The sequence below is a fragment of the Pantoea sp. C8B4 genome, from assembly GCF_051336905.1.
In the GTDB taxonomy this organism is placed as follows: Bacteria; Pseudomonadota; Gammaproteobacteria; order Enterobacterales; family Enterobacteriaceae; genus Pantoea; species Pantoea rwandensis_B.
This window is the reverse complement of sequence record NZ_JBGMNK010000006.1, coordinates 1-24,355: the sequence shown is the minus strand read 5'-3', so window position 1 is coordinate 24,355 and position 24,355 is coordinate 1. Positions and strand designations below refer to the sequence as shown.

Sequence of the window (24,355 nt, the reverse complement as noted above, 5' to 3'; positions counted from 1 at the left end):
CCCGTTAAGCATATCTGGAGATCACTAAATGACCATTCTGAACCATACGCTCGGTTTCCCTCGTGTCGGTCTGCGTCGTGAACTGAAAAAAGCACAGGAAAGCTACTGGGCAGGCAACAGCTCACAGGAAGCGCTGCTGGCCGTGGGGCGCGAGCTGCGCGCTCGTCACTGGCAACAGCAGAAAGACGCGGGGGTGGATCTGCTGCCCGTGGGCGATTTCGCCTGGTACGATCATGTGCTGACCACCAGCCTGATGCTGGGCAATGTGCCGGCGCGCCATCAGAACCAGGATGGATCGGTCGATCTCGATACGCTGTTCCGTCTGGGACGTGGCCGCGCACCCAGCGGCGAACCTGCCGCCGCCGCTGAAATGACCAAATGGTTCAACACCAACTATCACTATATGGTGCCGGAATTCACGCAAGGCCAGCAGTTCTCACTGAGCTGGACACAGCTGCTCGAGGAAGTGGACGAAGCATTGGCGCTGGGCCATCCGATCAAACCGGTGCTGCTGGGACCGGTCACTTACCTGTGGTTGGGCAAAGTCAAAGGTGAGCCGTTTGACCGCCTGTCGTTGCTGAAAGCGATTCTGCCGGTCTATCAGCAAGTGCTGGCTGAACTGCATCAGCGCGGTATTGAATGGGTGCAGATAGATGAACCCGCGCTGGTGCTGGAGCTGCCACAGGAATGGCGTGCGGCGTTCAAGCCTGCCTACGATGCGCTGCAAGGTCATGTAAAACTGCTACTGACGACCTACTTTGACAGCATTGGTCAAAATCTTGATGTCATTAAGACGCTGCCGGTTCAAGGTTTGCACGTTGACCTGGTGCATGGCAAAGATGACATCCAGCATATTCACCAACAGCTCCCCACCGACTGGCTGCTCTCAGTCGGGGTGATCAACGGCCGCAATGTCTGGCGTGCCGATCTCAGCCGCTGGTTCGATCGCCTGAAACCGCTGGTCGGGCAGCGTAAAAATCTGTGGATTGGTTCCTCCTGCTCGCTGCTGCACAGCCCGATCGATCTCAGTGTCGAAACCCGGCTCGATGCGGAAGTGAAAAGCTGGTTTGCCTTTGCTTTACAGAAGTGTGCTGAGCTGAAGTTGTTGAGCCAGGCGCTCAATAATAACGATGCGGCCTCGCTGACGGAGTGGAGCGCGCCGATTCGTGCCCGCTCTCATTCTTCGCGCGTGCACAATGCCGCAGTGGGTGCACGTCTGGCGAATATTCAGGCCAAAGACGTTGAGCGCGCCAGCCACTATGGCGAACGCGCCAAAGCGCAGCGCCATCGCTTTAATCTGCCTGCCTGGCCGACCACCACAATTGGATCCTTCCCGCAAACCACCGAAATTCGCGGCCTGCGACTCGACTTCAAAAAAGGCAATATCGATGGAGGCCACTATCGCACCGGCATCGCGGAGCACATCAAGCAGGCGATTGCTGAGCAGGAACGGCTCGGGCTGGATGTGCTGGTGCACGGCGAAGCTGAGCGTAATGACATGGTGGAATACTTCGGCGAAAACCTCGATGGCTTCGTGTTTACGCAAAATGGCTGGGTGCAAAGTTATGGCTCTCGCTGTGTGAAGCCGCCGGTGATCATCGGTGATGTCAGTCGCCCGCAGCCGATTACCGTTGAGTGGGCGAAGTACGCGCAATCGCTGACTGAAAAGCCAGTGAAAGGTATGCTCACCGGCCCGGTCACGATTCTGTGCTGGTCATTCCCGCGTGAAGACGTGACGCGGGAAACCCTTGCTAAACAGATTGCACTGGCGCTGCGTGATGAAGTGGAAGACCTGGAAAAAGCCGGGATCGGGATCATTCAGATTGATGAACCCGCTCTGCGCGAAGGCTTACCATTGCACCAGTCGGATTGGGCGGCGTACCTGACTTGGGCAGTTGATGCCTTCCGCCTCAACGCGGCTGTGGCGCAGGATGAAACGCAGATCCACACGCACATGTGTTATTGCGAGTTCAATGACATCATGGATTCGATAGCGGCACTGGACGCGGACGTGATTACCATCGAAACCTCACGCTCGGATATGGAATTGCTGGATGCGTTTAAAGCGTTCGAATACCCGAACGAAATTGGGCCAGGTGTGTATGACATTCATTCCCCGAACGTACCCAGCGTAGAATGGATTGAAGATCTGCTGCACAAAGCGGCGCAAAGCATTCCGCCCGCACGTTTGTGGGTCAACCCGGACTGTGGTTTGAAAACCCGCGGCTGGAGTGAAACCCGGCAGGCGCTGGCGAACATGGTGACCGCCGCGAAAAAGCTGCGCGCAGAATCGGCGTAATCGCGATAAACAGGGGCGCCGTGCAGCGCCCCTTGTTATTACGCGTTGGGTGCAACGCCATACTGCTTAAACCAGGCCAGCATCCGTGCCCAGCCATCAGCGGCGGAGTCAGCATGGTAGCTTGGGCGATAATCGGCATTAAACGCGTGTCCCGCTTCCGGATACACCACGATCTCCGCTTTGGCATTGGCGGCGTGCAGCGCCTGACGCATCTTATCAATGCTCTCTAACGGGATGCTCTCATCCTGACCGCCGTACAGTCCCAGCACCGGAGCGTTAAGATCGACAGCCACATCGATAGGATGTTTTTGTTGTTTGAGGGTTTTCTCACCCTCTAACCGACCATACCAGGCCGCCGCCGCCCGCACCTGCGGATTGTGCGCGGCGAACAGCCAACTGATGCGTCCGCCCCAGCAGAAGCCCGTGATTGCCATGCGACGAATATCGCCATCGTGGCGTGCGGCCCAGTTGGCAACGTGATCGAGATCGGACAGCACCTGAGAATCGGGCACCTTGCTGACCAGTTCTTTGAACAGTGTCGGGATATCACTGTAGTCACCAGGATCGCCTTCACGGAAATAGAGTTCAGGTGCAACCGCCAGATAACCTTCCAGCGCCAGACGACGGCAGATATCTTTAATATGCTCGTGAACGCCAAAAATCTCCTGCACCACCAGAATCACCGGCAGCTTGCCTTCATAGGATTTGGGGCGAGCATAATAAGCCGGCAGGTTCTCTCCCTGGCTGGGAACAGACGTTTCACCGGTGTGAATAGCGTCACTGACGGTGGTAATGGTGCTGCTGGCGATGGGCTGAACGGCTGGGGCAAAGCCGCCGGCTGCTGATTTTTGTGCCATATTGTCTTCGGTTTTCATGGTTCTCTCCGTGCTAGCAAGTGCGCAATCACGTAACTATAGCCTGGCCCAGGAGCAAGGCTGACGTAGGGTTCAGAGGGATGTGTACTTATGTTCTTCTTCTCTATTAACACCGCCACCCGAACTTACGCAGTACCGCTTGTAGCAATTCGGAATTGCCGAGCTGCAATGTGTGATTAAAATCACATAATAATTTCCTGATAATGTAAGTTTCATTGTCGATGGTGAAATAAATCACATATTTATATGACGCTCTGGCGTAGAGTGACACGCATATCCCTTATCTATCAGGAGTCTGTTATGGCCCAGTCTGACGTTTTCCACCTTGGTATCACTAAAGCCGATCTGAAAGGAGCCACACTGGCTATCGTTCCCGGCGATCCGGAGCGTGTGAAAAAAATCGCTGCGCTGATGGATAATCCACAGCATCTGGCTTCGCACCGTGAATTCACCACTTACCTGGCGGAAGTGGATGGCAAGCCGGTGGTGGTATGTTCTACCGGTATCGGCGGTCCATCGACCTCTATTGCCGTGGAAGAACTGGCGCAGCTCGGCGTGCGCACTTTCCTGCGTGTGGGCACGACCGGGGCGATCCAGCCGAATATCAATGTCGGCGACGTGCTGGTGACCACTGCTTCGGTGCGTCTTGACGGTGCCAGCCTGCACTTTGCGCCGATGGAGTTCCCGGCAGTGGCCGATTTCACCTGCACCACCGCGCTGGTGGCCGCAGCAGAAGCCTGCGGTGCCAAAACGCACATCGGTATTACCGCTTCTTCTGACACCTTCTACCCGGGGCAGGAACGTTACGACACGTTCTCAGGACGTGTGGTGAATCGCTTCCAGGGCTCAATGCAAGAGTGGCAGCAAATGGGGGTTCTTAACTATGAGATGGAATCCGCTACACTGTTAACCATGTGCGCCAGTCAGGGGCTGCGAGCGGGCATGGTGGCGGGTGTCATCGTTAACCGTACGCAGAAAGAGATCCCGGATGCCGCGACCATGAAACAGACCGAAAGCGATGCGGTGAAAATTGTTGTAGAAGCCGCGCGTCGCTTAATTTAGTGCGCAAGGCAGCAGGTATTACGGATAAGGAATTCCCTGCTGCCATCACATTGCGCACGTTTTTCAGCTGATACTGAGAAAACAACTATGCGCAAAACGGTTTCTGCTCCGCGTCCTGCCTTTAATCCTACTCCCGCTGCTGCGCAGTCTCGTATTGAGAGCGTGGCAGCACGTTTTCGCCAGGCAATGGCGGTCTCTGATTTCCCCGTGGCACGTCAGTGCTGTGAAGAGGTTTTGCGCGTCATGCCGCAAAACATGCAGGTACTGAGTGACTATGCGCTGACGCTAATGCGCGTGGGGGAGTACAAAAAATCCTACAAAACTTATCAAAAGATCTATCAGGCATCGGCAGCGCAGCGTGCGCAGGCTTCCGACACCTGGCTCGATGGCTTAACCGAAGTGTGTGGCTGGCTGGAAAAGCACGATGAAGTGGCACGTTACGGCCGCGAGTCGCTGGAGAAGTCTGACGCGATCTTTCGTCAGGGTCACACAGTGGCGTATCCCGCAGAAGCGCCGCCATCTTTCAATCCCACGAATCCAACTGAAAATATCATCTCATTCAGTCTGTATGGCGGCCAACCGCGCTACTGTGAAACGCTGATCAAAAATATCGATGTTGCGCGCGAGTTCTATCCCGGTTGGATGTGTCGCATCTATCTTGACGACAGCGTGCCGCAACACGTCTGGCAGCGTCTGAAGCAGCCGAATGTCCAGTTAGTGGATATGTCACATGAGAAGACCATCTTCCCGACGCTGTGGCGCTTTCTGGTGATGGATGATCCCCGCGTAAAACGCTATATCGTGCGAGATGCGGACTCCCTGCTGTCGGAGCGTGAAGTGGCGGCGGTAGAAGCCTGGCTGCAATCGCCATGCTGGTTCCATCATATGCGTGATTACTTTACGCATACCGAACTGCTGCTGGCGGGCATGTGGGGCGGCTGTCATGGCGTGTTCCACAACGTTGAGCAGCAGATACGCGACTTTATCGGCCAGTACAGCGGCAGTGAACGCTTCACCGATCAGTACTTCCTCAAAGTGGCGTTGTGGCCGACGGTGCGCGAAAGCCTGCTGAATCATGACGATATCTTCCGATTCCATCATGCCCAGGCGTGGCCCGCACACCCGCCAATTCGCTGGCAAACCGAGCGTTTTCACGTCGGTAGCAACGCAGGGTATTCCAGCATGGCGGGCAAGGTGGAGAATGTTGATAACGGCTGGCAGCAGGTTGAACTCACTCACAATGGACAAAGCTGGTGCTATCCCGCCAAAGTGAAGGGCAGTGAATGGCTGTTGCCGATGCCGTTTTTCCTGATTGATGCATGGAAAGCGGGTGATTTGACGGTGAAAGCGCTGTAAATCATACGCCAGCTACACAACAGTCTGGACATTCATACAGTAGCGACTTACCTTTTCCCTCAGCGAAACGATCCGCGGGGGGATTATGGATCAGCAACTTATCATTAGCGGCGCACTGGCGCTGGCCGGACTGGGCCTCGGCTGGATTTTGGCCCAGTTGCGTGCCGGACACCAGTACGCCAGCTTCACTACCGAACGCCGCCTGCTGGAAGAGGCGCAACAGCGCCAGCAGCAGCAACTCGAACTGTTACAGCAGCAAATTCAGCAGCGCGAGCAAGAACTGCGGCAGCTCCATGGCACGCTTAGCGGTGCACAGGAACGGCTGCAACAGCTCGATTACTGGCGTGGTGAGAGCGAACAGCTTAGCCGGGAATTGCGTAATCAGCTGGAAGTGAACAGTGCGCAGGAAGCTGAACTGCGTGAAGTCACCATCCGTTTAGAAGAGACGCGTTTTGGCGCAGAAGAGAAGCAGCGCCTGCTCACTAACAGCGAACAGCGTCTCAGCGCACAGTTCGAGAATCTGGCCAACCGCATCTTTGAAAACAGCGGACGTCGGGTGGATGAGCAAAACCGGCAGAGCCTCAACGGGCTGATTGGTCCGCTGCGTGAACAGCTGGATGGTTTCCGTCGTCAGGTGACGGATAGCTTTGGCCAGGAAGCACGCGAACGCCATACGCTGGCCCATGAAATTCGTCAACTGCAGCAGCTTAACGCGCAAATGGCGCAGGAAGCGGTCAACCTCACAAAAGCGCTAAAAGGCGACAATAAAATCCAGGGCAACTGGGGCGAAGTGGTGCTGGCGCGGGTGTTGGAAGCCTCCGGTCTGCGTGAAGGCTACGAATACCAGACGCAGGTCAGCGTGCAGTTGGAGCAGCAGGGCAGGATGCAACCGGATGTGATCGTGCGGTTGCCGCAGGGCAAGGATGTGGTGATTGACGCCAAAATGACGCTGGTGGCTTACGAACGCTATTTCAACGCAGAAGATGAAGCCACACGTGAGCAGGCGATTCAGGAGCATGTCAACGCCATGCGCGGCCATATTCGGCTGCTGGGACGAAAAGATTATCAACAATTGCCCGGTTTACGCTCTCTGGATTATGTGTTGATGTTTATTCCGGTCGAGCCCGCGTTCTTGTTGGCGATTGATCGGCAGCCAGAGCTGATCAGCGAAGCGCTGCAGCAAAACATCATGCTGGTCAGCCCGACGACATTACTGGTGGCACTGCGCACCATCAACAACCTGTGGCGTTATGAGCACCAGAGTCGCAATGCACAACGCATCGCCGACCGAGCTACGCGGTTGTACGATAAAATGCGGCTGTTTGTGGATGATATGAGCGGTATCGGTCACAGCCTCGATAAAGCGCAGCAGAGTTATCACCAGGCGATGAAAAAACTGTCAGAAGGGCGCGGCAATTTGATTGCGCAAAGCGAATCCTTCCGCGCGTTAGGTGTGGAGATTAAACGGCCGATCAATCCCCAATTGGTCGAGCAAGCGCAGCCGGAAGAGGCGGGCGAAGATTGGGCGGACGATCCCGAGCCCAATGAAAATGTGGCAGATTCTTCCGCCGCTTCTCTGCGCCGCATCAACGAATAGCACGGTGGTCGCGTGCTCGCGTAGCGCGACTCTGATACACTTCGGCAAGAATTGTTTGTGGAACAGGTAAACCCGATGGCAGATGAATCACAGCAGGAAACTACCCATTTTGGCTTTCAGACCGTCGCGAAAAGCGAAAAGGCCGATAAAGTCGCGGACGTGTTTCATTCCGTAGCGGCAAAATATGACCTGATGAACGATTTGATGTCGTTTGGCATCCATCGTGTCTGGAAGCGTTTTACCATCGACAGCAGCGGCGTGCGTCGTGGTCAGCGTGTGCTGGATCTGGCCGGCGGTACCGGTGATTTGACAGCAAAATTCTCTCGCCTGGTGGGCGAGACGGGTCAGGTCGTTTTGGCTGATATCAACAGCTCGATGCTGAAGATGGGCCGCGAGAAGCTGCGCAACATGGGCGTGTCAGGCAACGTTAGCTATGTGCAGGCCAACGCCGAAGCGCTGCCGTTCCCGGATAACTATTTCGATTGCATCACCATCTCTTTCGGTTTGCGTAACGTCACCGAAAAAGAGAAGGCACTGGCCTCGATGTTCCGGGTGCTGAAACCAGGTGGACGCTTGCTGGTGCTGGAGTTTTCCAAACCGCTGCTGGAACCGTTGAGCAAAGCCTACGATACCTATTCCTTCCACATCCTGCCGCGTATTGGGCAACTGGTGGCGCAGGATGCCGAAAGCTATCGCTATCTGGCAGAATCGATTCGTATGCATCCCGACCAGGAAACCCTGAAGGCGATGATGAACGATGTGGGTTTTGAAAATACCACCTATTTCAACATGACCGGCGGTATTGTGGCGTTGCATCGCGGCTTTAAGTTCTGATTGATCATGACTTTTACCCCGCTTATCACGGGCGGCCTTGAAACCGCCCTCAATCGTGTTCTGTATCGTGATCGCAGCCTGAAAGCCGCGCGTCAGCGTCTGGTGGGTAAAGTGCTCATGCTGCGCCTGCAGGAACTGGATTTCCCGCTGGTGCTGGTGTTTAGCGAATCCCAGCTGGATGTGTTGAGTGACTGGCAAGACAGCAGCGATTGTAGTGTCAGCTTACGCCTCAGCACCTTGCCAAAACTGCGCGATCGCCAGCAGCTGACCAGTTTGATCCGCAGCGGCGAGCTGGATGTGGAAGGCGATTTACAGGTCGTGCAGCAATTCTCCGTACTGATGGATCTCGCCGAACTCGATCCGGCCGAGTATTTGGCTCCGTGGATCGGCGACATTGCCGCGCAGGGGGTCAGTCAGGCCGCTCAGCAGGCGCTGAAGTTTGTGCAGCAGCAGGTGACGCGTCGGCAGGATTATCTCGGTCAGGTGCTGACGGAAGAGTGGCGTGTCGCCCCCGGCGCACTGGAACTGGCGTGGTTCTGTGAAGAGGTTGAAGCGATGGAACGTTCGCTTAATGCGTTTGAAGCGCGTTTAGCACAGCTGGAGGCGAAATGACGCTGGGAGAAATTCGGCGCTTATACTTCATCATCAAGATCTTTCTGACTTACGGGCTTGATGAACTGATCCCCCACATGCGCATCACACTGCCGCTCCGCATCTGGCGGCGCTGCATCTTCTGGATCCCCAACAAGCACAAAAACGAATCGACGGGCGTGCGTATTCGTCTGGCGATGGAACAGCTTGGCCCTGTATGGATCAAGTTTGGTCAGATGCTTTCAACGCGCCGCGATCTCTTCCCACCGGCCATCGCCGATGAGCTGGCGGTGTTGCAGGACCGCGTGGCGCCTTTTGATGGTCTGAAAGCCCAGCAGCAGATTGAACAATCCATTGGCGGTCCTGTCGACACCTGGTTTGACGACTTTGATATTAAGCCGCTGGCTTCTGCGTCTATCGCGCAGGTGCATACGGCCACGCTGAAGTCTAATGGCCGTGACGTGGTGATCAAAGTGATTCGCCCGGACATCCTGCCGGTGATCAAAGCGGATATGAAGCTGATTTACCGTATGGCGCATTGGGTTCCTCGTCTGTTGCCGGATGGTCGTCGTCTGCGCCCGGTTGAAGTGGTGCGCGATTACGAAAAGACCCTGATTGATGAACTCAATCTGCTGCGCGAGTCGGCGAACGCTATTCAGCTGCGTCGCAACTTCGAGCAGAGCCCGATGCTGTATGTGCCGGAAGTGTTTTCAGATTACTGCAGCGAATCGATGATGGTGATGGAGCGCATTTACGGCATTCCGATTTCCGATGTGGCGACGCTGGAGAAACATGGCGTCAACATGAAGCTGCTGGCAGAACGCGGCGTGCAGGTGTTCTTCACCCAGGTGTTCCGCGATAGCTTCTTCCATGCGGACATGCATCCCGGCAATATCTTCGTCAGCTACGACCATCCAGAAGATCCGCAGTACATCGCGATTGACTGCGGTATTGTCGGTTCGCTGAATAAAGAAGATAAGCGCTATCTGGCGGAAAACTTCATTGCCTTCTTTAACCGTGACTACCGCAAAGTGGCGGAACTGCACGTGGATTCAGGCTGGGTTCCCCCGGATACCAATGTAGAAGATTTTGAGTTCGCTATTCGTACCGTGTGTGAGCCAATTTTCGAGAAGCCGCTGGCTGAGATTTCATTTGGCCACGTGCTGCTGAACCTGTTCAACACGGCGCGTCGATTCAATATGGAAGTGCAGCCGCAGCTGGTGCTGTTGCAGAAAACGCTGCTGTACATTGAAGGCATTGGCCGCCAGCTCTATCCGCAGCTCGACCTGTGGAAAACCGCAAAGCCGTTCCTTGAAGATTGGATCAAAGATCAAATCGGCATTCCTGCCATTCTGCGTGCGGTGAAAGTGAAGGCGCCATTCTGGGCCGAAAAACTGCCGGAGCTACCTGAACTGTTCTACGACAGCATGCGTCAGCATAAATTATTGCAGCACAGCGTCGATAAACTGGTCAGCGATATGAATGCACAGCGCACGCGCCATCACAAGGCACGTTATCTGTTTGGCGTAGGGGCTACACTGTTATTAAGTGGCACCGCAGTGCTGTTAAGTCGACCCGACTGGGATTTCTTCCCAGCGCTATTAATGGCCGCTGGCATCGTCACCTGGCTGATAGGCTGGCGCAAGACAAACTGATTGTTTGCCTGGTGCAAATCGCGTAATGTCGCAGGCTAAAGCCCGAATTCATACGGGCTTTCTGTGCGTTTCAATTCAAAGTTTTTCACAGAATATTAGAGGCATATCTCATGGGCGGTATCAGTATTTGGCAATTGTTAATCATTGCCGTCATTGTTGTTCTTCTGTTCGGTACCAATAAACTTCGTAACCTGGGTTCGGATTTAGGTTCTTCCATTCGTGGTTTCAAAAAAGCCATGGGCGATGAAGACGATAAAAAGGATCAGCCGAAAGAGCAGGACGCTGACTTTAACGCCAAGACTCTGGCAGACAAACAGCAAACCTCGGCGAGCAAAGACGACGCCCGGGACAAGTAAGGGTTAACTGTGTTCGATATTGGTTTTAGTGAACTGGTATTGGTGTTCGTTATCGGGCTGATTGTTCTTGGCCCGCAACGATTACCGGTTGCGGTGAAAACCGTCGTGGGCTGGATTCGGGCGATTCGCTCCCTGGCTGCTAACGTGCAAAACGAACTGGCGCAGGAGCTGAAACTGCAGGAATTGCAGGACAGCCTGAAAAAGGTCGAAGAGGCGGGTCGTGGCTCGCTTTCGCCGGAACTGAAAGAGTCGATGGAAGAACTGCGTAAAACCGCCGACTCGATGAAGCGTTCTGTGCAGCAGAGCATCGATATCGAGAAAGCGGAAGATGAAGCGAATACCATTCATCAACCGTCTTCTGTATCTGCACAATCTGTCACGGCGAGCCAGCCGCCGGTTACCCCAGCGGCCGCAGAGCACCAGGCCAGCGCACCGGCTCAGGCACCTCAGGCGGTAACGGCAGAGCACCCGGCCAGCGCACCGGCTCAGGCACCTCAGACGGCAACGGCAGAGCACCAGGCCAGCGCACCGGCTCAGGCACCTCAGACGGTAACGGCAGAGCACCCGGCCAGCGCACCGGCTCAGAAACCTCAACCGGTAACAGCAGAGGCTGCGGCACCTGTTAATACCGCGCAGAATGCGACGCCCACTCCCACCGTAAAAGATGAAAGATAAACATGGCCGTTGAAGATACCCAACCGCTCATCAGCCACCTGATTGAGCTGCGTAAGCGTCTGCTGAACTGCATTATTGCGGTGTTTGCTATCTTTTTGTGCCTGGTTTATTTCGCCAACGACATCTATCACTTAGTGGCTTCGCCGCTGATTAGCCAGATGCCGGCCGGTGCCAGCATGATCGCCACCGACGTGGCTTCACCGTTCTTCACCCCCATTAAGCTCACCATCATTGTTTCGGTGTTCCTTGCGGTGCCGGTGATCTTGTATCAGGTGTGGGCTTTTGTGGCGCCTGCGCTGTATCGCCATGAGCGTAAGCTAGTGATGCCGCTGCTGTTCTCCAGTACGCTGCTGTTCTACGTTGGCGTGGCTTTCGCTTACTTCATCGTGTTCCCGCTGGCGTTTGGCTTCTTCGCCAAAACCGCGCCGCAGGGCGTCACCATCGCCACCGATATCACCAATTACCTCGACTTCGTGATGACTATCTTCATGGCGTTTGGCGTGGCCTTTGAAGTGCCGATTGCGATTGTCTTGCTGTGCTGGACGGGCATTACGTCGCCAGAGGATTTGAAAAAGAAACGTCCTTACATGCTGGTTGGCGCGTTCGTTGTTGGGATGTTGCTCACACCGCCGGATGTTTTCTCGCAAACTTTGCTCGCTATTCCGATGTACTGCCTGTTTGAAGTCGGCGTATTCTTCTCCCGTTACTATGTGGGTAAAGGGCGCAAGGCGTCAGATTCAGAGGATGAGGAACAGAATACCGAATCCTGACAAGGCATCCCCGCAAGCGAGCGGGATGAGCGTTAAGAATCTAAACCGCCCACACATTGGGCGGTTTTTATTTGGGAGAAGACATGTTTGATATCGGTGTAAACCTGACCAGCACGCAATTCGCAAAAGATCGCGATCAGGTGGTTAAACGCGCGCGCGAAGCAGGCGTCACCGGCCTGCTGATTACCGGCACCAATGCGCTGGAGAGCCAGCAGGCGCGTCAGCTCGCGGCACAGCACCCAGGCTATTGCTGGTCTACAGCCGGCGTGCATCCGCATCACGCCAGTGAATGGTCGGCAGAGACGGCGAACACGTTGCGCCGTCTGGCTGAGAGTGAGCAAGTGGTGGCGATCGGTGAATGCGGCCTCGATTTTAACCGCAATCTCTCGGCGCACGACCAGCAGGAGTACGCCTTTGATGCACAGCTGGCGCTGGCAGCGGAGTTACAACTGCCGGTGTTTCTCCACTGCCGCGAAGCGCACGATCGTTTTGTTGCGGTGCTGGAGCCGTGGCTGCCGAAATTGACGGGCGCGGTGGCACACTGTTTTACCGGCACGCGTGATGAACTGGAATCGTGTCTGGCTTTGGGCTTATCGGTGGGCATTACCGGCTGGGTGTGCGATGAGCGTCGTGGCCTGGAATTGCGTGAGATGCTGCCACTGATTCCAGCTGAGCGTCTGCTGCTGGAAACCGATGCGCCTTATCTGCTACCGCGTGATATGCATCCACGGCCGCCTTCGCGTCGAAACGAGCCATGTTTCCTGCCGCATATTGTGCAGCAGGTGGCGAACTGGCGTGGGGAAGAGGCTGAAGCGCTGGGTGCGCAGGTCAATCACAACGCACGTCAGCTGTTTAAACTGGCTTAAAGCTTACGGAACTGTTTGTTGTCGACGCTGCGCATCACTTGTTTGTTGAGCAGGTTCAGCAGTAACACTGAGCGGGTTTCGCCATCAGGCTCGGCAAAAATAGCGCGCAGCCCCTCAAAAGTCCCTTCGGTGATGATCACTTCATCACCGCTTTGTGGCGTTTCTGGATCCAGCATAATTTGCGGTACATCGGTTTGCAGCGCTTCAATCACTTCGCTGGAGACCGTTGCCGGTTGCGCGCCAAAGCGCACAAAGTGGCTGACGCCGCGTGTGCTGCTGATGGTGGTGGTGTGAATCGCTTCCGGATCGAATTCGATAAACAGATAGTTGGGGAACAGCGGCTCACTCACCGTGGTGCGTTTACCGCGCACAATCTTTTCCAGAGCGATCATCGGGCTGAGGCAATTCACCTCCTGCCGCTCAAGATGCTCTTTCGCGCGCAACAGCTGTCCACGTTTGCAATAGAGTAAGTACCAGGATTCCATAACTGCTCCCAAATATTGGACGCTAAGAATAACAAACCTGTTGTCAGAGTTATAGCGCATCGGCCAGTGGAAACGCGGCTGTGAAATAAAAATCACTACGAATTTTCCGATTGGTGCGGCTTATTAACGCTTTCTTGCAAGAAAATTGACGGCTGATGACCATCTGTATCAGACTCCTTCCCCATCTTTCGCTCTCATTTGAAAAAGGACTGGCTGATGGAACTGTTCTTATTAAGTAATGGCAAAGTGGCCGATGACGCGCCACTGCTGAGCTACGCTCACCCACAACTGCACGCAATGATCGCCCAGCGCGGCATCACCTCGGCCGTACTGGTACCCTACGCCATCATTCGCGGTGACCATGCGCAGCGTGCGCAAGACCTGTCTGACTCATTGGGTATTCAGGTGCGCACCGTACACGAGTTTGACTCCCCGGTGGCTGCGATTGACCAGGCGGAGTTAATCCTGGTGAGCGGAGGCAACACCTGGTTCCTCAATCAGATGCTGCACGAGCACGGGCTGATCGTGGCGATTCAACGTGCCGTGCGTGAGCGAGATGTGCCTTACGTCGGCTGGAGCGCCGGTTGCAATGTGGCCACGCCATCGATTCGTACCACCAACGACATGCCGGTGCGTAGCAGCGTGGTTCTGCCTGCATTAGGCCTGTTCCCGGTGCAGATTAACCCACATTACCTGGATGCTCACGTCAGCGGGCATATGGGGGAAACGCGTGATGAGCGTCTGGCGGAGTTCTGCGCCGTCAATCCACATGAGTCGGTGATCGCTCTGCGAGAAGCCAGTTTCCTGCACGTCAGTGAAAACCGCCTGCGCTACTACAGCGCGCGCGGCGAAGACTTTAAAGTGTTTCGTCATGGTGAGCCAATCGCCGCACATCACGATGTGCTGGCCATTCAATCGCTGGTGCCTTTCTCCTGTCAGCCAGCTTGAACCACAAACCACAACACGCCAGCGTGAATCAGACCTATAATGGCCAATTCACTCTGGCTGGAAGCTAACGCCGCATGAAATATCAGGATTTACGAGACTTCCTCGCGTTGCTGGAGCAGCGCGGCGAGTTAAAGCGCATCACTCAGGAGATCGATCCTGAGTTAGAGATGACTGAAATTGCCGATCGCACCTTGCGTGCCGGCGGTCCGGCGCTGCTGTTTGAGAACCCGAAAGGGTACGACATGCCCGTATTGTGTAACCTGTTTGGCACACCTAAGCGTGTGGCGATGGGCATGGGGCAGGAAGAGGTCAGCGCGCTGCGTGAAGTGGGCAAGCTGCTGGCGTTTCTGAAAGAACCGGAGCCGCCAAAAGGTTTCCGCGATCTGTTCGATAAAATGCCGCAGTTCAAACAAGTGCTGAACATGCCGACCAAGCGCCTGCGCAATGCACCGTGCCAGGAAGAGGTTTTCAGTGGTGATGATGTCGATCTGTCGCGCATTCCGGTGATGAAGTGCTGGCCGGGCGATGCCGCGCCGTTGATTACCTGGGGCTTAACCGTCACGCGTGGTCCGCATAAGGAACGTCAGAATCTGGGTATTTATCGCCAGCAGGTGATCGGCAAAAACCGCGTGATCATGCGCTGGCTGTCGCATCGCGGCGGCGCGCTGGATTTCCAGGAGTGGTGCAAAGCCCATCCGGGCGAACGCTTCCCGGTGTCCGTGGCGCTGGGCGCCGATCCCGCCACGATTCTGGGCGCAGTGACGCCGGTGCCCGATACGTTGTCGGAATATGCCTTTGCCGGTTTGTTGCGCGGTAATAAAACCGAGGTGGTGAAGTGCCTGTCTAACGATCTTGAAGTGCCAGCCAGCGCAGAGATCGTTTTAGAAGGTTACATCGAACCGGGTGACATGGCGCCAGAAGGCCCTTACGGCGACCACACAGGCTACTACAATGAAGTAGACAGCTTCCCGGTATTTACCGTGACGCACGTAACGCAACGTCGCAACCCGATTTATCATTCAACGTATACCGGTCGTCCGCCGGATGAACCTGCGGTATTGGGTGTGGCGCTGAATGAAGTGCTGGTGCCGATTCTGATCAAGCAGTTCCCGGAAATTGTCGATTTCTACTTGCCGCCGGAAGGCTGTTCTTATCGCCTCGCGGTGGTGACGATCAAAAAGCAATATGCCGGGCATGCCAAGCGCGTAATGTTTGGCGTCTGGTCTTTCCTGCGCCAGTTTATGTATACCAAGTTTGTGATCGTATGCGATGACGATGTCAACGCACGTGACTGGAACGATGTGATTTGGGCGATCACCACGCGTATGGATCCGGCGCGCGATACCGTGATGGTGGAGAATACGCCAATTGACTATCTCGACTTCGCCTCTCCGGTTTCCGGCCTGGGCTCGAAGATGGGACTTGATGCCACCAATAAGTGGCCGGGCGAAACCACTCGCGAATGGGGTACACCGATTGTAAAAGATCCGGCGGTGACCGCGCGTATTGACGCAATTTGGGATGAGTTAGCTATCTTTGCCGAGCCGCCGCAGCGCTAAAGGCGGCAGAAAACCATAAAAAAGGGCACGTATGACGACGTTAAACTGCAAGGTGACTTCGGTCGAAGCGATTACGGATACCGTTTACCGCGTCCGTTTAATTCCGGCGGCGGATTTTACTTTCCGTGCGGGGCAATACCTGATGGTAGTGATGGATGAGCGTGATAAGCGCCCCTTCTCACTGGCTTCAACCCCGATGGAAAAAGACATCATTGAGCTGCACATTGGCGCATCTGACCTCAATCTCTACGCGATGGCGGTGATGGATCGCATCAAAAACGATCGTCAAATCACGGTGGATATGCCGCATGGCGACGCCTGGCTGCGTGAAGATAGCGATCGCCCCATTATTCTGATCGCGGGCGGCACCGGTTTCTCCTATGCACGTTCGATTCTGCTGACGGCACTGGCGCAGCAGCCAGACCGCGATATCGCCATCTACTGGGGCGGCCGGGAATTGATGCATTTGTACGATCTGGATGAGTTGAACGCGTTGGCGGTCAAGCATCCTCATCTCAAGGTGATTCCGGTGGTGGAGCAGCCAGCAGAGGGTTGGGAAGGGCGCAGTGGTACCGTACTCACAGCGGTGATGCAGGATTACGCGACGCTCAGCGAGCACGATATCTATATTGCGGGTCGTTTCGAGATGGCGAAGATAGCGCGCGAGCGTTTCTGCGCGGAGCGTGGTGCGGTTGAAGCGCAGATGTTTGGCGATGCGTTTGCCTTTATCTGAGTAAAAAAGCCCGCCCGAAAGGGCGGGAACACGTGCATCAACGTATTAAACGCGTTCGAATACCGTCGCGATGCCCTGGCCTAAGCCAATACACATGGTCGCCAGACCAAATTGCGCATCACGACGTTCCATCAAATTGAGCAGCGTCGTGCTGATACGCGCCCCCGAGCATCCGAGTGGGTGCCCCAGCGCAATCGCGCCGCCATTCAAATTCACTTTCTCATTGAGCTGATCCAGCAATCCTAAATCCTTAATGCACGGCAGTGTCTGTGCAGCAAAGGCTTCGTTAAGCTCGAACAAATCGATATCCTGCACGCTCAATCCGGCGCGTTTCAGTGCCAGTTTGCTGGCCGGCACCGGACCGTAACCCATGATGGAGGGATCACAGCCGACAACTGCCATGCTGCGGATACGTGCACGCGGGGTCAGGCCGAGTTCGCGGGCGCGGCTTTCACTCATGATTAACATGGCGGCGGCGCCATCCGAGAGTGCTGAAGAGGTGCCTGCGGTGACGGTACCGTTAACCGGGTCAAACGCGGGACGCAGCGCAGCCAATCCTTCCAGCGTGGTATCCTCACGGATGACTTCATCCGTTTCATAGCGTTTCAACACACCGTCGGCATCGTGGCCATAGGTCGGCACGATCTCACGTTTGAAATCGCCTCGCTGGGTCGCGGCCCAGGCGCGTTGATGTGAACGCAGCGCAAACGCATCCTGTTGCTCACGGGTGATGTGATGCATGCGCGCCAGCATTTCTGCGGTCAACCCCATCATGCCAGCGGCTTTCGCTACCGTTCGACCCAAGCCCGGATGGAAATCAACGCCGTGGCTCATTGGCACATGCCCCATATGTTCAACGCCGCCAATCAAACAGCTGTGCGCATCGCCCACCATAATCGCGCGCGCCGCATCGTGCAGCGCCTGCATTGACGAACCGCACAAGCGATTCACCGTGCTGGCAGGCACGCGATGCGGAATTTCTGCCAGCAGTGCCGCGTTACGCGCAATGTTGAAGCCCTGTTCCAGTGTCTGCTGCACGCATCCCCAAATGATGTCATCCAGAGAGGCCGGATCAACGCCGGGGTTGCGGCTCAGCAGCTCGCGCATCAGATGCGCCGAGAGATCTTCCGCGCGTACCTGACGAAACGCGCCGCCTTTTGAACGGCCCATCGGTGTACGTACCGCATCAACTATGACTACCTTTTCCATATTCTTTACCTCAGGCACTTTGCAGTGTTGCTTCGTCAATCGGTTGGGCTGCGGGATACCAGCTTTGGTGCTGATGCGCTTTGTGCACTAACAGTTCAGGTACCGCATACAGCGGGCCGAGTGGGGTGTAGCGTTTGGCTTGATCAACCAGATTGCTAAGGCCGAGCGTATCCATATAGCGGAAGGCGCCCCCTCGGAATGGAGGGAAACCTAATCCGTACACCAGCGCCATATCGGCTTCAGCCGGAGAGGCGATAATTTTCTCTTCCAGGCAACGCACCACTTCGTTGAGCATTGGCAACATCATGCGGTTGGCAATGTCTTCATCGCTGAACACGCGTTTCGGCTCGCAAATCGGTTCCAGCAGTGCATCAACAGCCGGATCGGCTCTCTTCTGTGCTTTGCCTTTTTTATCTTGCTCCCACTGATAAAAGCCCAGGCCGTTTTTCTGACCGTAACGTTTGGCTTCAAACAGGACATCAATCGCGTCGCGGTAATCTTTTTGCATGCGGGAAGGAAAGCCTTGTGCCATCACCTGTTGCGCGTGATGAGCGGTATCAATGCCGACCACATCCAGCAACCAGGCCGGGCCCATTGGCCAGCCGAACTGTTTTTCCATCACCTTATCAATCTGACGGAAGTCTGCGCCATCACGCAGCAGCAAACTGAAAGCAGCGAAATAGGGGAACAGCACGCGGTTGACAAAGAAGCCGGGGCAGTCATTCACTACGATCGGTGTTTTGCCCATCTTGCTGGCCCAGGCCACCACTTTACTAATGGTGGCCTCTGAGGTCTGCTCGCCACGAATCACCTCAACCAGCGGCATGCGCGGCACGGGATTAAAGAAGTGCATGCCGCAGAAGTTTTCTGGACGCTGCAGCGATTGCGCTAGCAGACTAATCGGAATGGTCGACGTGTTGGAGGCGAGTACGGCATCCTCGCGCAGGTGTTGCTCGGTTTCTGCCAACACTTTGGCCTTGATTTGCGGATTCTCGACCACGGCCTCGACCACCACATCGGCACGTTCGAAACCGGCGTAATCCAGCGTGGGCTGAATCGTCGTGAGGACGCTCGCCAGTTTGGCGCCGTTGATCTTGCCGCGTTCCAGTTGCTTGTTTAGAAGGTTACTGGCTTCCGTCATCCCCAGCGTCAGCGCCTGCGGATTAATATCTTTCATTTTCACCGGCACGCCTTTCCATGCCGACTGATAAGCAATTCCACCCCCCATAATGCCTGCGCCCAACACGGCGGCCTGCTGCGGTGCACCGGCTGCGTTGCTGTGCTTTTTCGCCAGGCCTTTGACATATTGATCGTTCAGGAAGATACCGACCAGCGCGCGCGCCACATCGCTTTGTGCCAGCGGCACGAATGCAGCGGTTTCCAGTTTTAATGCATCGTCACGACTTAAACCGGCTGCCGCTTCAATGGTTTTCACCGCGGTAATAGGCGCGGGATAGTGCTTGCCTGCTGTTTGCATCACCATGCTTTTGGCAATGGTGAAGCTCATCGCCGCTTCAATCGGGCTTAATTTCAGTGGGGCCAGCTTAGGTGCCCGACGCGCCTGCCAGCTGCCTTGCGCAACCGCATCCTGCAACATAGTGAGTGCCGCAGCGCGTAGTTTTTCGCTGTTCACTACCGCATCGACCAGGCCGAGTTGCAGAGCGCTGGTGCCATCAACGTCTTTTCCTGCGGCGATGATTTCCAGTGCGCTATCAGCGCCGAGCAAACGTGGCAAGCGCACGCTGCCTCCAAAGCCTGGCATGATGCCGAGTTTGGTTTCCGGCAAGCCGATGCGAGCGCTGGGCGTCGCGACGCGGAAGTCGGTCGCCAGCACGCATTCGCAGCCGCCACCCAGCGCGTAGCCGTCAATAGCTGCAACGGTCGGCACCGGCAAATCTTCCAGACGGTTAAAGATGCTGTTCGCAAATGCCAGCCATTGGCTCAGCTTCTCTTCAGGCGCATCAAACAGCGACAGGAATTCGGTGATATCGGCACCGACAATGAATGCTGGTTTGGCCGATGTGAGCAGCAGGCCACGCAGATCGGGCTGCTGTTCCAGCACGCTGAGTGCGTCGCCCAATGAAGCGACGGTTTTAGTGTCGAGTTTGTTCACTGAACCGGGGGCATCAAAAACCAGTTCTGCAATGCCATCATTAAGCCAGTGAACTGAAAGGGTATCGCCTTGGTAGAGCATGTCCGTCTCCTGAAACCGCGAAAGGTGATCTGGTCATACCAGATGAATGGGAGTGTGGGCGGCATGTTAATTTTTTGCAAACGAGTCTTTGATTATTTGGTACGCCGATCACAGCGTGTGCAGCACGGCAACGCTGGCGTGGCTGTGCTACACTGCGGCCAATTTCGCGATATTGGAGACAAGTCCATGGATTCACTGAAAACCCTGTATCACGCGCATATCAATACGCTGCAACAGCGAGCGCAACAGGTGCTGGCACGCTTTAAGCTTGATGCGATGTTGATTCACTCTGGCGAGCTGTTAACCGTTTTCCTCGACGATCACGACTATCCGTTTAAGGTGAATCCGCAATTTAAAGCCTGGGTGCCGGTGACGCAGGTGCCCAACTGCTGGTTATGGATCGATGGTGTTAACAAGCCAAAACTGTGGTTCTACTCGCCGGTGGATTACTGGCATAACGTCGAGCCATTGCCAAACAGCTTCTGGACCCAGGATGTAGACGTTGTTGGCCTGAAAAATGCCGATGAGATTGGGCAACAGTTGCCGGCTCAGCGCGACAATGTGGCTTATATCGGACCTGTGCCATCCCGTGCCACGCAACTCGGCATTCAGAGCGATCGCGTGAATCCTAAAGGCGTAATCGACTTCCTTCATTATCATCGCAGCATTAAAACTGACTACGAACTGGCCTGTATGCGTGAGGCGCAGAAGCTGGCCGTGGCGGGGCATCGTGCGGCGAAAGAAGCCTTCTTCTCGGGGATGAGCGAGTTCGACATAAACCAGGCATATCTGACTGCGACCGGACATCGTGATACCGACGTGCCATACGGCAATATTATCGCGCTTAACGAACATGCTGCGGTGCTGCACTACACCAAACTCGATCATCAGCCACCGGTGAAACGTCATAGCTTCCTGATTGATGCCGGTGCCGAGTATCTTGGTTATGCCGCCGACCTGACGCGCAGCTATGCAGCACAAAGCAAATCGCGCTATGCCGAAATGGTGGAGGCGATGAATAAAGAAGAGTTGGCGCTGATTGCGACGTTGAAAGCGGGCGTGCGATACACCGATTATCATCTGCAAATGCATCAGCGTATCGCCCGCCTATTGCTGAAGTTCGACCTGGTGAAAGGTTTAACCGAAGAGGTGCTGGTGGCGGAAGACCTGACCGGTCCGTTTATGCCACACGGTTTGGGGCATCCGCTGGGCTTGCAGGTGCACGATGTTGCCGGCTTTATGCAAGATGACAACGGCACGCATATGGCTGCGCCGTCGCAATATCCTTATCTGCGCTGTACCCGTGTGCTGGAACCGGGCATGGTGCTGACCATCGAGCCCGGTTTCTACATTATCGATTCACTGCTGGCGAAACTCCGTGGTGGTAAGTACAGCCAGTACTTTGACTGGCAGGCGATCGACGCATTGAAACCGCACGGTGGTATTCGTATCGAAGATAATGTGGTGATCCACGCTAATCGCGTTGAAAACATGACGCGCGATCTGCATCTGGCCTGATGGAGGCGTACGATATTCCCGCTGAAGCTGTGAGCCTCAGCGAGGAAACCATTAAGAAAAGCCGTTTTATCACCTATCTGGCGCATACCGATGGCGTTGAGGCGGCACGCGCTTTCGTTCAGCAGGTAAAGCAAGAACATCCTGCGGCACGTCATCACTGTTGGGCGTGGGTTGCGGGTGCGCCGGATGATTCGCAGCAGTTGGGGTTCTCCGATGACGGTGAGCCTTCCGGCACCGCAGGCAAGCCTATGCTGGCACAGCTGATGGGGAGCGGCATGGGCGAGATTACGGCAGTGGTCGTGCGCTATTATGGCGGCATCATGCTGGGCACGGGTGGATTAGTTAAAGCGTATGGCGGTGGCGTGCAGCAGGGGCTGAAGCACCTGGCGCGTGCGCGTAAAGTGCCGATGCAATCTTTTACCCTGCAATGTGACTATGCCCAGTTAAGTGATATTGAACGTCTGTTGCAACGTTTTGACGGCATCATCGAAGAGAGCCATTATCAGGATCGTATTGCGCTACGTTTGGCGTTGCCGCATCCGCAGATCGATGGCTTTCGGCAAAACCTTTCTGATTACAGCCGGGGCGCGCTGACGCTCATCCCGCTGGACAACTAAAAGCATCTGTTTAAAGGAACGGCTGAATGCATTTTCGCGCCATTACCCGCATCGTGGGCCTGTTGGTGATTTTATTCTCGGTAACTATGATCTTGCCGGGGCTGGTGGCCTTGATTTATCGCGATGGCGCCGGACGTGCGTTTAGCCAGACATTTATGATGGCGATTGTGATTGGCTCGCTGTTGTGGTGGCCGAATCGCAAAAAGAAAACTGAGCTTAAACCGCGTGAAGGGTTTCTGATTGTCGTGCTTTTTTGGACCGTGTTGGGCAGTGTCGGTGCGATGCCCTTCATTTTTGCCGAACAGCCGCACCTTTCGGTCACTGATGCTTTCTTTGAATCCTTCTCCGGGCTGACCACTACCGGCGCGACCACGTTAGTTGGCCTCGATACCTTACCTAAAGCGATTCTGTTTTATCGTCAAATGCTGCAGTGGCTGGGCGGTATGGGGATCATCGTACTGGCCGTAGCCATCTTGCCGATTCTGGGCGTTGGCGGCATGCAGCTGTATCGCGCTGAAATGCCGGGGCCGCTGAAAGATAACAAAATGCGCCCGCGTATTGCCGAAACGGCTAAAACGTTGTGGCTCATCTATGTATTGCTTACCGTAGCGTGTGCGGTGGCGTTGTGGCTGGCAGGCATGCCAATGTTTGATGCGATAGGTCACAGCTTCTCCACCATCGCGATTGGTGGTTTCTCTACGCATGATGCGAGTATCGGCTACTTCAACAGTCCTACTATCAATACCATTGTGGCGGTGTTCCTGCTGATCTCCGGCTGTAACTATGGTCTGCACTTCTCTTTATTGAGCGGCCGTAGCCTCAAAGTTTACTGGCGCGATCCCGAATTCCGCATGTTTATTGGCGTACAGCTGACGTTAGTGCTGATCTGTACGGTAGTGCTGTGGTTCCACAACGTCTATGCCAGCGGTTGGCAAACACTGAACCAGGCCTTTTTCCAGGTGGTATCGATGGCGACAACGGCAGGATTTACCACCGATAGCATTGCGCGCTGGCCATTGTTCCTACCGGTGCTGTTGCTCTGCTCTGCTTTTATCGGCGGTATGGCGGGATCGACGGGTGGTGGATTAAAGGTCATTCGTATTTTGCTGCTGTTCAAGCAGGGCTCGCGTGAGTTGAAGCGGTTGGTGCACCCGAACGCGGTCTATACCATTAAGTTGGGTAATCGCGCGCTGCCGGAACGCATCCTTGAAGCCGTGTGGGGATTTTTCTCCGCTTATGCACTGGTGTTCTTACTCAGCATGCTGGCTATCATCGCCACGGGCGTCGATGACTTCTCCGCTTTTGCTGCTGTGGCCGCCACGCTGAACAACCTCGGGCCGGGTCTGGGCGTTGTGGCAGATAACTTCACTTCTATGAATGATGTGGCTAAGTGGATTTTGATTTTGACCATGCTGTTTGGGCGTCTTGAGGTGTTCACTCTGCTGGTCCTGTTCACCCCGACTTTCTGGCGTGAATAAGAGAAACAGGATTATCTAATGAAAGCTTTAATTTTATATTCCAGCCGCGATGGGCAAACCCGCGAGATCGCAGCGCGTATTGCGCAGACATTAGCGCCGCAACAGCTGTGCGATGTGATTGATTTGCTGGAAGCGCAAAAAGTTGAGTGGGCGCAGTATGATCGCGTGCTGATTGGTGCATCGATCCGTTACGGGCATTTCCATCCGGCATTGATGAAGTTTGTCACTCAGCACAAGGCTGAGCTGCACCAGCGCGTCAGTGGCTTTTTCAGCGTCAACCTTACCGCGCGAAAAGCGGATAAATGCACGCCAGCGACTAATGCGTACACGCACAAGTTTCTCGAGCAATCCCCCTGGCAGCCAGATTGCTGTGCAGTATTTGCCGGCGCGCTGCGCTACCCCCGTTATCGCTGGTTTGATCGTGTCATGATTCAACTGATTATGCGTATGACGGGCGGTGAGACGGATACCTCTAAAGAAGTGGAATACACCGATTGGAATAAAGTGGCGCTTTTTGCCCAGGATTTTGTGCAGTTACCAGGCAAATCGTTGTGAAATAGAGCGTTGTGGCTAAATTTAGGTCGAACGATCATTTTTTTGCAATAAACCCTTGTCAGCTCCGAATAACTCCCTATAATGCGCCACCACTGAGACGGCAAAGCGGCAACGCAGACGGCT

General features: G+C 55.2%; 22 protein-coding genes. 18 read left to right on the top strand and 4 right to left on the bottom strand.

The window, feature by feature from the left end; genetic code table 11:
- Window positions 1-28: 28 nt before the first annotated feature.
- Window positions 29-2,299: a 5-methyltetrahydropteroyltriglutamate--homocysteine S-methyltransferase gene (metE, locus tag ACCW76_RS09440; protein WP_436338401.1), complete on the top strand. Its 2,271-nt coding sequence runs from the start codon at window positions 29-31 to the stop codon at window positions 2,297-2,299.
- A gap of 38 nt (window positions 2,300-2,337) precedes the next feature.
- On the opposite strand, the gene ACCW76_RS09435 is transcribed toward metE, so the two are convergent.
- Window positions 2,338-3,174 (bottom strand): dienelactone hydrolase family protein, encoded by an 837-nt coding sequence (locus ACCW76_RS09435; protein WP_038643782.1) that lies wholly within the window; start codon window positions 3,172-3,174, stop codon window positions 2,338-2,340.
- A 300-nt stretch (window positions 3,175-3,474) separates the two neighbouring features.
- Here ACCW76_RS09435 and udp point away from each other — a divergent pair, with 300 nt between their 5' ends.
- The 10 genes from udp to tatD all read left to right on the top strand — a co-directional run bounded on the left by udp (window position 3,475) and on the right by tatD (window position 12,936).
- A complete protein-coding gene (gene udp, locus ACCW76_RS09430) occupies window positions 3,475-4,236 on the top strand; it encodes a uridine phosphorylase (protein ID WP_038643781.1) in 762 nt (253 codons plus the stop codon).
- An 87-nt stretch (window positions 4,237-4,323) separates the two neighbouring features.
- A complete protein-coding gene (locus ACCW76_RS09425) occupies window positions 4,324-5,592 on the top strand; it encodes a tetratricopeptide repeat protein (RefSeq protein ID WP_436338400.1) in 1,269 nt (422 codons plus the stop codon).
- 85 nt (window positions 5,593-5,677) lie between these two features.
- Window positions 5,678-7,189, top strand: a complete 1,512-nt coding sequence (gene rmuC, locus ACCW76_RS09420) for a DNA recombination protein RmuC (protein ID WP_045815815.1) — start codon at window positions 5,678-5,680, stop codon at window positions 7,187-7,189.
- 75 nt (window positions 7,190-7,264) lie between these two features.
- Window positions 7,265-8,023, top strand: coding sequence for a bifunctional demethylmenaquinone methyltransferase/2-methoxy-6-polyprenyl-1,4-benzoquinol methylase UbiE (gene ubiE / locus ACCW76_RS09415; protein ID WP_038643778.1), 759 nt, complete (start codon window positions 7,265-7,267; stop codon window positions 8,021-8,023).
- 6 nt (window positions 8,024-8,029) lie between these two features.
- Window positions 8,030-8,635 carry a ubiquinone biosynthesis protein UbiJ gene (gene ubiJ / locus ACCW76_RS09410; protein ID WP_436338399.1) on the top strand — a complete coding sequence of 202 codons (606 nt, stop codon included), beginning with the start codon at window positions 8,030-8,032 and terminating at the stop codon, window positions 8,633-8,635.
- Window positions 8,632-10,269, top strand: coding sequence for a ubiquinone biosynthesis regulatory protein kinase UbiB (gene ubiB, locus ACCW76_RS09405; protein WP_436338398.1), 1,638 nt, complete (start codon window positions 8,632-8,634; stop codon window positions 10,267-10,269). Before ubiJ ends, ubiB begins: the two co-directional genes overlap by 4 nt.
- 110 nt (window positions 10,270-10,379) lie before the next feature.
- A complete protein-coding gene (gene tatA, locus ACCW76_RS09400; RefSeq protein ID WP_038643775.1) occupies window positions 10,380-10,625 on the top strand; it encodes a Sec-independent protein translocase subunit TatA in 246 nt (81 codons plus the stop codon).
- A gap of 9 nt (window positions 10,626-10,634) precedes the next feature.
- On the top strand, window positions 10,635-11,300 hold the full coding sequence (gene tatB, locus ACCW76_RS09395) for a Sec-independent protein translocase protein TatB (RefSeq protein ID WP_436338397.1): 666 nt from the start codon (window positions 10,635-10,637) through the stop codon (window positions 11,298-11,300).
- 2 nt (window positions 11,301-11,302) lie between these two features.
- Window positions 11,303-12,070, top strand: a complete 768-nt coding sequence (gene tatC, locus ACCW76_RS09390) for a Sec-independent protein translocase subunit TatC (RefSeq protein ID WP_038643773.1) — start codon at window positions 11,303-11,305, stop codon at window positions 12,068-12,070.
- Between the two features lie 83 nt (window positions 12,071-12,153).
- Window positions 12,154-12,936 (top strand): 3'-5' ssDNA/RNA exonuclease TatD, encoded by a 783-nt coding sequence (gene tatD, locus ACCW76_RS09385; RefSeq protein ID WP_045833686.1) that lies wholly within the window; start codon window positions 12,154-12,156, stop codon window positions 12,934-12,936.
- Here tatD and rfaH read toward each other — a convergent pair.
- Window positions 12,933-13,421 carry a transcription/translation regulatory transformer protein RfaH gene (rfaH, locus tag ACCW76_RS09380; protein WP_038643771.1) on the bottom strand — a complete coding sequence of 163 codons (489 nt, stop codon included), beginning with the start codon at window positions 13,419-13,421 and terminating at the stop codon, window positions 12,933-12,935. The genes tatD and rfaH overlap by 4 nt on opposite strands.
- Window positions 13,422-13,637: 216 nt before the next feature.
- Here rfaH and pepE point away from each other — a divergent pair, with 216 nt between their 5' ends.
- The 3 genes from pepE to fre all read left to right on the top strand — a co-directional run bounded on the left by pepE (window position 13,638) and on the right by fre (window position 16,661).
- Window positions 13,638-14,369, top strand: coding sequence for a dipeptidase PepE (pepE, locus tag ACCW76_RS09375; protein ID WP_038643770.1), 732 nt, complete (start codon window positions 13,638-13,640; stop codon window positions 14,367-14,369).
- A 74-nt stretch (window positions 14,370-14,443) separates the two neighbouring features.
- Window positions 14,444-15,928 carry a 4-hydroxy-3-polyprenylbenzoate decarboxylase gene (gene ubiD / locus ACCW76_RS09370; RefSeq protein WP_039329276.1) on the top strand — a complete coding sequence of 495 codons (1,485 nt, stop codon included), beginning with the start codon at window positions 14,444-14,446 and terminating at the stop codon, window positions 15,926-15,928.
- 31 nt (window positions 15,929-15,959) lie between these two features.
- The gene (gene fre / locus ACCW76_RS09365) at window positions 15,960-16,661 is read left to right on the top strand and encodes an NAD(P)H-flavin reductase (protein WP_038643768.1); all 702 of its coding nucleotides are present in this window, start codon (window positions 15,960-15,962) and stop codon (window positions 16,659-16,661) included.
- 45 nt (window positions 16,662-16,706) lie between these two features.
- On the opposite strand, the gene fadA is transcribed toward fre, so the two are convergent.
- Together fadA and fadB are read right to left on the bottom strand one after the other, a co-directional pair.
- Window positions 16,707-17,870, bottom strand: coding sequence for an acetyl-CoA C-acyltransferase FadA (gene fadA, locus ACCW76_RS09360; protein WP_038643767.1), 1,164 nt, complete (start codon window positions 17,868-17,870; stop codon window positions 16,707-16,709).
- A 10-nt stretch (window positions 17,871-17,880) separates the two neighbouring features.
- The gene (gene fadB, locus ACCW76_RS09355) at window positions 17,881-20,064 is read right to left on the bottom strand and encodes a fatty acid oxidation complex subunit alpha FadB (protein WP_436338396.1); all 2,184 of its coding nucleotides are present in this window, start codon (window positions 20,062-20,064) and stop codon (window positions 17,881-17,883) included.
- A 186-nt stretch (window positions 20,065-20,250) separates the two neighbouring features.
- Here fadB and pepQ point away from each other — a divergent pair, with 186 nt between their 5' ends.
- The 4 genes from pepQ to hemG are packed head-to-tail and all read left to right on the top strand — an operon-like array spanning window position 20,251 to window position 24,232.
- The gene (gene pepQ, locus ACCW76_RS09350; protein WP_436338395.1) at window positions 20,251-21,582 is read left to right on the top strand and encodes a Xaa-Pro dipeptidase; all 1,332 of its coding nucleotides are present in this window, start codon (window positions 20,251-20,253) and stop codon (window positions 21,580-21,582) included.
- The gene (locus ACCW76_RS09345; protein WP_436338394.1) at window positions 21,582-22,199 is read left to right on the top strand and encodes an IMPACT family protein; all 618 of its coding nucleotides are present in this window, start codon (window positions 21,582-21,584) and stop codon (window positions 22,197-22,199) included. The genes pepQ and ACCW76_RS09345 overlap by 1 nt, the downstream gene beginning before the upstream one ends.
- 26 nt (window positions 22,200-22,225) lie before the next feature.
- A complete protein-coding gene (gene trkH, locus ACCW76_RS09340; RefSeq protein ID WP_038643764.1) occupies window positions 22,226-23,677 on the top strand; it encodes a Trk system potassium transporter TrkH in 1,452 nt (483 codons plus the stop codon).
- Between the two features lie 18 nt (window positions 23,678-23,695).
- The gene (hemG, locus tag ACCW76_RS09335; protein ID WP_436338393.1) at window positions 23,696-24,232 is read left to right on the top strand and encodes a menaquinone-dependent protoporphyrinogen IX dehydrogenase; all 537 of its coding nucleotides are present in this window, start codon (window positions 23,696-23,698) and stop codon (window positions 24,230-24,232) included.
- Window positions 24,233-24,355: the final 123 nt, after the last annotated feature.

What these genes read in the sequence shown, in the direction of transcription:
- metE (WP_436338401.1), top strand. Translation starts at nt 29, where the DNA reads ATGACCATTCTGAACCATACGCTCGGTTTCCCTCGTGTCGGTCTGCGT.
- ACCW76_RS09435 (WP_038643782.1), bottom strand. Translation starts at nt 3,174, where the DNA reads ATGAAAACCGAAGACAATATGGCACAAAAATCAGCAGCCGGCGGCTTT.
- udp (WP_038643781.1), top strand. Translation starts at nt 3,475, where the DNA reads ATGGCCCAGTCTGACGTTTTCCACCTTGGTATCACTAAAGCCGATCTG.
- ACCW76_RS09425 (WP_436338400.1), top strand. Translation starts at nt 4,324, where the DNA reads ATGCGCAAAACGGTTTCTGCTCCGCGTCCTGCCTTTAATCCTACTCCC.
- rmuC (WP_045815815.1), top strand. Translation starts at nt 5,678, where the DNA reads ATGGATCAGCAACTTATCATTAGCGGCGCACTGGCGCTGGCCGGACTG.
- ubiE (WP_038643778.1), top strand. Translation starts at nt 7,265, where the DNA reads ATGGCAGATGAATCACAGCAGGAAACTACCCATTTTGGCTTTCAGACC.
- ubiJ (WP_436338399.1), top strand. Translation starts at nt 8,030, where the DNA reads ATGACTTTTACCCCGCTTATCACGGGCGGCCTTGAAACCGCCCTCAAT.
- ubiB (WP_436338398.1), top strand. Translation starts at nt 8,632, where the DNA reads ATGACGCTGGGAGAAATTCGGCGCTTATACTTCATCATCAAGATCTTT.
- tatA (WP_038643775.1), top strand. Translation starts at nt 10,380, where the DNA reads ATGGGCGGTATCAGTATTTGGCAATTGTTAATCATTGCCGTCATTGTT.
- tatC (WP_038643773.1), top strand. Translation starts at nt 11,303, where the DNA reads ATGGCCGTTGAAGATACCCAACCGCTCATCAGCCACCTGATTGAGCTG.
- tatD (WP_045833686.1), top strand. Translation starts at nt 12,154, where the DNA reads ATGTTTGATATCGGTGTAAACCTGACCAGCACGCAATTCGCAAAAGAT.
- rfaH (WP_038643771.1), bottom strand. Translation starts at nt 13,421, where the DNA reads ATGGAATCCTGGTACTTACTCTATTGCAAACGTGGACAGCTGTTGCGC.
- pepE (WP_038643770.1), top strand. Translation starts at nt 13,638, where the DNA reads ATGGAACTGTTCTTATTAAGTAATGGCAAAGTGGCCGATGACGCGCCA.
- ubiD (WP_039329276.1), top strand. Translation starts at nt 14,444, where the DNA reads ATGAAATATCAGGATTTACGAGACTTCCTCGCGTTGCTGGAGCAGCGC.
- fre (WP_038643768.1), top strand. Translation starts at nt 15,960, where the DNA reads ATGACGACGTTAAACTGCAAGGTGACTTCGGTCGAAGCGATTACGGAT.
- fadA (WP_038643767.1), bottom strand. Translation starts at nt 17,870, where the DNA reads ATGGAAAAGGTAGTCATAGTTGATGCGGTACGTACACCGATGGGCCGT.
- fadB (WP_436338396.1), bottom strand. Translation starts at nt 20,064, where the DNA reads ATGCTCTACCAAGGCGATACCCTTTCAGTTCACTGGCTTAATGATGGC.
- pepQ (WP_436338395.1), top strand. Translation starts at nt 20,251, where the DNA reads ATGGATTCACTGAAAACCCTGTATCACGCGCATATCAATACGCTGCAA.
- ACCW76_RS09345 (WP_436338394.1), top strand. Translation starts at nt 21,582, where the DNA reads ATGGAGGCGTACGATATTCCCGCTGAAGCTGTGAGCCTCAGCGAGGAA.
- trkH (WP_038643764.1), top strand. Translation starts at nt 22,226, where the DNA reads ATGCATTTTCGCGCCATTACCCGCATCGTGGGCCTGTTGGTGATTTTA.
- hemG (WP_436338393.1), top strand. Translation starts at nt 23,696, where the DNA reads ATGAAAGCTTTAATTTTATATTCCAGCCGCGATGGGCAAACCCGCGAG.